Origin of the sequence: Streptomyces pseudogriseolus (assembly GCA_002154585.1) — a bacterium.
GTDB classification, from domain to species: domain Bacteria; phylum Actinomycetota; class Actinomycetes; order Streptomycetales; family Streptomycetaceae; genus Streptomyces; species Streptomyces pseudogriseolus.
This window is the reverse complement of record MUNG01000179.1, coordinates 1-4803: the sequence shown is the minus strand read 5'-3', so window position 1 is coordinate 4803 and position 4803 is coordinate 1. Positions and strand designations below refer to the sequence as shown.

The window sequence follows — 4803 nt, the reverse complement described above, 5'->3', positions numbered from 1 at the left end:
CCTCCCCCACGTACCGTCGGGGCATGAGCCCCACAGCCCCCGCTCGCCGTCTGCGCCTCGGCCTGCCGCGGCGGGTGTTCTCCCAGATCCTGCTGATGCAGGTGGCGATCGCCGCGGGCGTCGCGGTCCTGGCGACCGGCCTGTTCCTCGCGCCGCTCGGCGAGCAGCTGGACGACCAGGCGATGCGCCGCGCCCTGGCGATCGCGCAGACCACCGCCCAGCAGCCGCAGATCGCCGAGGACCTGCGCGCCACGGAGCCCACGCCCGGCGGGCCGGTGCAGCGGGAGGCGGAGCGGATCCGGCGGGCGACCGGCGCGGAGTACGTGGTGGTGCTGGACCGGCGGGGCGTGCGCTGGTCGCACACCGACCCGGAGCGGATCGGCGGGCTCGTGTCCACCGACCCCGGTGAGGCTCTGGCCGGCCGTGAGGTCATGGAGATCGACGAGGGCACCCTGGGCCGCTCGGCGCGCGGCAAGGTCCCGCTGCGGGACGCCGGCGGCGAGGTCATCGGCGCCGTCTCGGTCGGCATCGCCTACGACAGCGTCCGCGCGCGGCTGATCCACGCCATTCCGGGACTGCTCGCCTACGCGGGCGGCGCCCTCGCGGTGGGTGCGCTCGCGGCCTGGCTGATCTCCCGGCGGGTCCAGCGGCAGACCCGTGACCTGGCCTTCTCCGACATCGCCGCGCTGCTCGCGGAGCGCGAGGCGATGCTGCACGGCATCCGGGAGGGCGTCGTGGCCCTGGACCGGCACGGGCGCGTCCGGCTGCTGAACGACGAGGCGCAGCGGCTGCTGGGCATCGGTGAGGAGGCCGTCGGCAGCTCGCCGGACGAGGCGCTGGGCGCGGGCCGTACGGCGGACGTGCTGGCGGGGCGGGTGACCGGCACCGATCTGCTCACCGTCCGCGGGCAGCGGGTGCTGGTCGCGAACCGTATGCCGACCGACGACGGCGGCGCCGTGGCCACCCTGCGCGACCGGACCGAGCTTGACCAGCTGGGCCGGGAGCTCGACTCGACGCGCGGGCTGATCGACGCGCTGCGCGCCCAGGACCACGAGCACGCGAACCGCATGCACACCCTGTTGGGGCTGCTGGAGCTGGAGATGTACGAGGACGCGGTGGAGTTCGTCGGCGAGGTGGTGGGCGACCACCGGGCCACATCGGAGCAGGTCACGGAGCGGATCCGGGATCCGCTGCTGGCGGCGCTGCTGGTGGGCAAGGCGACGGTGGCGGCGGAGCGCGGGGCGGCGCTGCGGCTGTCGGACCGGTCGCGTCTGCCGGACCGGCTGGTCGACCCGCGCGGGCTGGTGACGGTCGTGGGGAACCTGGTGGACAACGCCCTGGACGCCGTCGCCGGCACGCCCGACGCGCGCGTGGAGGTCGAGTTGCGCGCGGAGGGCCGTACGGCGGTGCTCGTGGTGCGGGACACCGGCCCGGGAGTGCCGCCCGAGCAGCGGGAGCTGATCTTCACGGAGGGCTGGTCCACCAAGGAGCCGCCCGGCCACCGTGGGCGGGGCATCGGGCTGCCGCTGGTGCGCCGGCTCGCGCACCGGCACGGGGGCGACGCGCGCGTGGGTGAGGCGCCGGGCGGGGGCGCCGAGTTCACCGTGGTCCTGCCGGAGGCGCTGGCCGAGCCGGGGCCGCCGACCGCCCTCGCGGGCGCTTCCTCCCGGCCCGCGGAACCGGAGGAGGCGCGATGATCGAGGTGCTGGTTGTGGACGACGACGTCCGGGTGGCGCGGGTGAACGCGGCCTACGTCGACAAGGTGCCCGGCTTCCACGCCGTGACCCCGGCGCACAGCGCGGCGGAGGCGCTGGAGCGGGTGGAGACGCTTTCCCGGGTGGATCTGGTCCTCATGGACCACTATCTGCCCGACGAGACGGGTCTGGACGTCGTCCGGGAGATGCGGCGGCGCGGCCACCAGGCCGACGTGATCATGGTGACGGCGGCGCGGGACGTGGCGACGGTGCAGGCGGCGATGCGGCACGGCGCGCTGCAATACCTGGTCAAGCCGTTCGCCTTCGCCGGGCTGCGCGGCAAGCTGGAGGCGTACGCGCGGCTGCGCCGCACCCTCGACGGCGGCGGTGAGGCGGAGCAGGCGGAGGTGGACCGTATCTTCGGCGCGCTATCCGAGTCGACCGAGCCGCAGCTGCCCAAGGGGCACTCCCCCACCACGGCGGACCTGGTGCGGCGGGCGCTGACGGCGGCGGAAGGGCCGCTGTCGGCGCAGGAGATCGCCGAACGCACGGGAGTGAGCCGGCAGACCGCCCAGCGCTATCTGAAGCTCCTGGAACGCACGGGACGGGCCACGCTGACCCTGCGCTACGGGGACGCGGGCCGCCCGGAACACCGTTACGTGTGGGCGACCCGCGCCTGAGGCACGGCTCGTGGGGGCGGGGGAAGGAACCGTGCCCCCCTCCCATACGGATCCCGGCGCCGTATGTCTCCGCGCGGGCCTTCACCAGGCCGCGCCGGCACTGCGCGGCCCCCACCGCCCGGCAGCCAGCCCGGTAGCCACCCGGCGGCCAGCCCGGTAGCCACCCGGCGGCCAGCCCGGTAGCCGCCCGCCGGGCCGCGCGGGCCGCCCGCCACAACCGCGCCGGCCACCCTCCGGACCGCACCGCCCGCCGCTAAGCCGCCCCCGCGCCCGTCAGCGACCGCACCTCGGTCTCGGCGTGGCGGGCCTCGTCGGGGACCTCGGTGGAGGTGACCGTGCCGAGCCATCCGGCGAGGAAGCCCAGCGGGATGGAGACCAGTCCCGGGTTCTGGAGCGGGAAGAGCTGGAAGTCCACGCCGGGGAAGAGGGAGTCGGGGCTGCCGGACACCACCGGGGACAGCAGCACCAGCACCACCGCCGGGATGAGGCCGCCGTAGACGGACCACACGGCGCCGCGCGTGGTGAAGCCGCGCCAGAACAGCGAGTAGAGCAGCACGGGCAGGTTGGCGGACGCGGCGACGGCGAAGGCGAGACCGACGAGGAAGGCGACGTTGAGGTCGCGGGCCAGCAGGCCGAGGGCGATCGCGACGACCCCGATGCCGACGGCGGCGACGCGCGCGACGGCGACCTCGCTGCGGGGCTTGCCGCCGGGGCGGCGCAGGGAGGCGTACAGGTCGTGGGCGACGGACGCCGAGGAGGCGAGCGTGATCCCGGCGACGACGGCGAGGATGGTCGCGAAGGCGACCGCGGCGACGACCGCGAAGAGCACCGTGCCCCCGGTGGTGCCGGCGCCGCCGCCCAGGTCGAGCGCGAGCAGCGGCACCGCCGTGTTGCCCGACGCGTGCGAGGCGCGCACGGCGTCCGGGCCGATGAGCGCGGCGGCGCCGAAGCCGAGCACGATGGTCATCAGGTAGAAGCCGCCGATGAGGCCGATCGCCCAGACCACGGACCGCCGGGCGGCGCGCGCGGTGGGGACGGTGTAGAAGCGGGACAGGATGTGCGGCAGGCCCGCCGTGCCCAGCACCAGGGCGAGTCCGAGGCTGATGAAGTCGAAGCGGGCGGTCCAGTCGCCGCCGTAGGCGAGGCCGGGGGCGAGGAACGCGTCGCCGTGGCCGCTGCGTTCGGCGGCGGTGTGCAGCAGGCGGTTGACGTCCCCGTGGAAGCGCAGCAGGACGAGGACGGTCAGGGTGACGGTGCCGCCGAGCAGCAGGACCGCCTTGACGATCTGGATCCAGGTGGTGGCGCGCATGCCGCCGAGCGACACGTAGATCACCATGAGCGCTCCGACGCCGACCACGGTCCAGGCCTGCACGGCCTCGCCGGTGCCGCCGAGGAGCAGCGCGACGAGACTGCCCGCGCCGACCATCTGCGCCACCAGGTACAGCACGGAGACGGCGACGGAGGAGGTGCCGGCGGCGATGCGCACCGGCCGTTCCCGCATCCGGGCGGCGACCACGTCGGCGAGCGTGAACCGGCCGCAGTTGCGCACCAGTTCGGCGACCAGGAACAGCACCACCAGCCAGGCCACGAGGAAGCCCACCGAGTAGAGCATCCCGTCGTAGCCGACGAGGGCGATGAGTCCGGAGATGCCGAGGAAGGAGGCGGCCGACATGTAGTCGCCGGCGATGGCAAAACCATTTTCCAGCGGCGAGAAGAGACGGTTGCCGGTGTAGAACTCCTCGGCGGAGCCCTGGCGGTGGCGGCTCACCCAGGTGGTGATGACGAGGGTGACGGCGACGAACGCGCTGAACAGCAGCAGGGCGGTGGTGCGGTGGTCGGTGGTCATGCCGCGCCGCCTCTGCCTCGCGCCAGCTCCTGGGTGTCCCAGCGCAGTTCGAGCGCCGCGCGGTCGCGCCGCAGCCGGGCGTGGCGGACGTAGGCCCAGGTGAGCAGGAAGGTGGTGAGGAACTGGCCGAGTCCCGCGAGCATCCCGACGTTCAGCGCGCCCGCGACGGGGCGCGCCATCAGTTCGGGGACGGTGGTGGCGGTGACGACGTACGCGACGTACCAGACGAGGAAGGCGACGGCCCCGGGGACCACGAACCGCCGGTAGCGGCGCCGCACTTCCTGGAAGGCCGCGCTGCGCTGCACCTCGAGGTAGATGTCGGCCGCCGCGGGCGCGGCCTTCGGCTCGGGCCGCGCCGACGGCGATGCCGCCGCGGCCGATTCGCCCCAGCCCGAGGCCAGGGCGTCGTACCAGGGATCGTCGTAGGTCACGTCCCCCGCATTGCTTCGCTGCATGCCCAAGGATGGACAGAACGGGAACTTCCCTGACTCTTCTTCCCGTACCTCTTCACTCCATCAGGTGACTGGAGTGTGCGGGCGCCTCGTGAAGCGGCTACGGAGACGTCCGGAGGGGCGCCGTCCCG

4 protein-coding genes are annotated in these 4803 nt (G+C 74.4%); 2 read left to right on the top strand and 2 right to left on the bottom strand.

The window, feature by feature from the left end; all coding sequences use genetic code 11:
- The first annotated feature begins 23 nt into the window (after positions 1–23).
- Both CCN29_RS17385 and CCN29_RS17380 read left to right on the top strand, forming a co-directional pair.
- The gene (locus CCN29_RS17385; protein WP_031022485.1) at positions 24–1697 is read left to right on the top strand and encodes an ATP-binding protein; all 1674 of its coding nucleotides are present in this window, start codon (positions 24–26) and stop codon (positions 1695–1697) included.
- On the top strand, positions 1694–2374 hold the full coding sequence (locus CCN29_RS17380; protein ID WP_006136422.1) for a response regulator: 681 nt from the start codon (positions 1694–1696) through the stop codon (positions 2372–2374). Before CCN29_RS17385 ends, CCN29_RS17380 begins: the two co-directional genes overlap by 4 nt.
- A 253-nt stretch (positions 2375–2627) precedes the next feature.
- Here the strand turns inward: CCN29_RS17380 and CCN29_RS17375 are convergent, their stop codons facing one another.
- Together CCN29_RS17375 and CCN29_RS17370 are read right to left on the bottom strand one after the other, a co-directional pair.
- Positions 2628–4220: a monocarboxylic acid transporter gene (locus CCN29_RS17375; protein ID WP_006136423.1), complete on the bottom strand. Its 1593-nt coding sequence runs from the start codon at positions 4218–4220 to the stop codon at positions 2628–2630.
- Entirely contained in the window at positions 4217–4675 is a 459-nt protein-coding gene (locus tag CCN29_RS17370) for a DUF485 domain-containing protein (protein ID WP_086682963.1), read from the bottom strand. Before CCN29_RS17370 ends, CCN29_RS17375 begins: the two co-directional genes overlap by 4 nt.
- Between the last annotated feature and the right edge of the window lie 128 nt (positions 4676–4803).

Excerpts from the sequence above, each read along its gene's own strand:
- CCN29_RS17375 (WP_006136423.1), bottom strand. The coding sequence starts at position 4,220 with ATGACCACCGACCACCGCACCACCGCCCTGCTGCTGTTCAGCGCGTTC.
- CCN29_RS17380 (WP_006136422.1), top strand. The coding sequence starts at position 1,694 with ATGATCGAGGTGCTGGTTGTGGACGACGACGTCCGGGTGGCGCGGGTG.
- CCN29_RS17370 (WP_086682963.1), bottom strand. The coding sequence starts at position 4,675 with ATGCAGCGAAGCAATGCGGGGGACGTGACCTACGACGATCCCTGGTAC.
- CCN29_RS17385 (WP_031022485.1), top strand. The coding sequence starts at position 24 with ATGAGCCCCACAGCCCCCGCTCGCCGTCTGCGCCTCGGCCTGCCGCGG.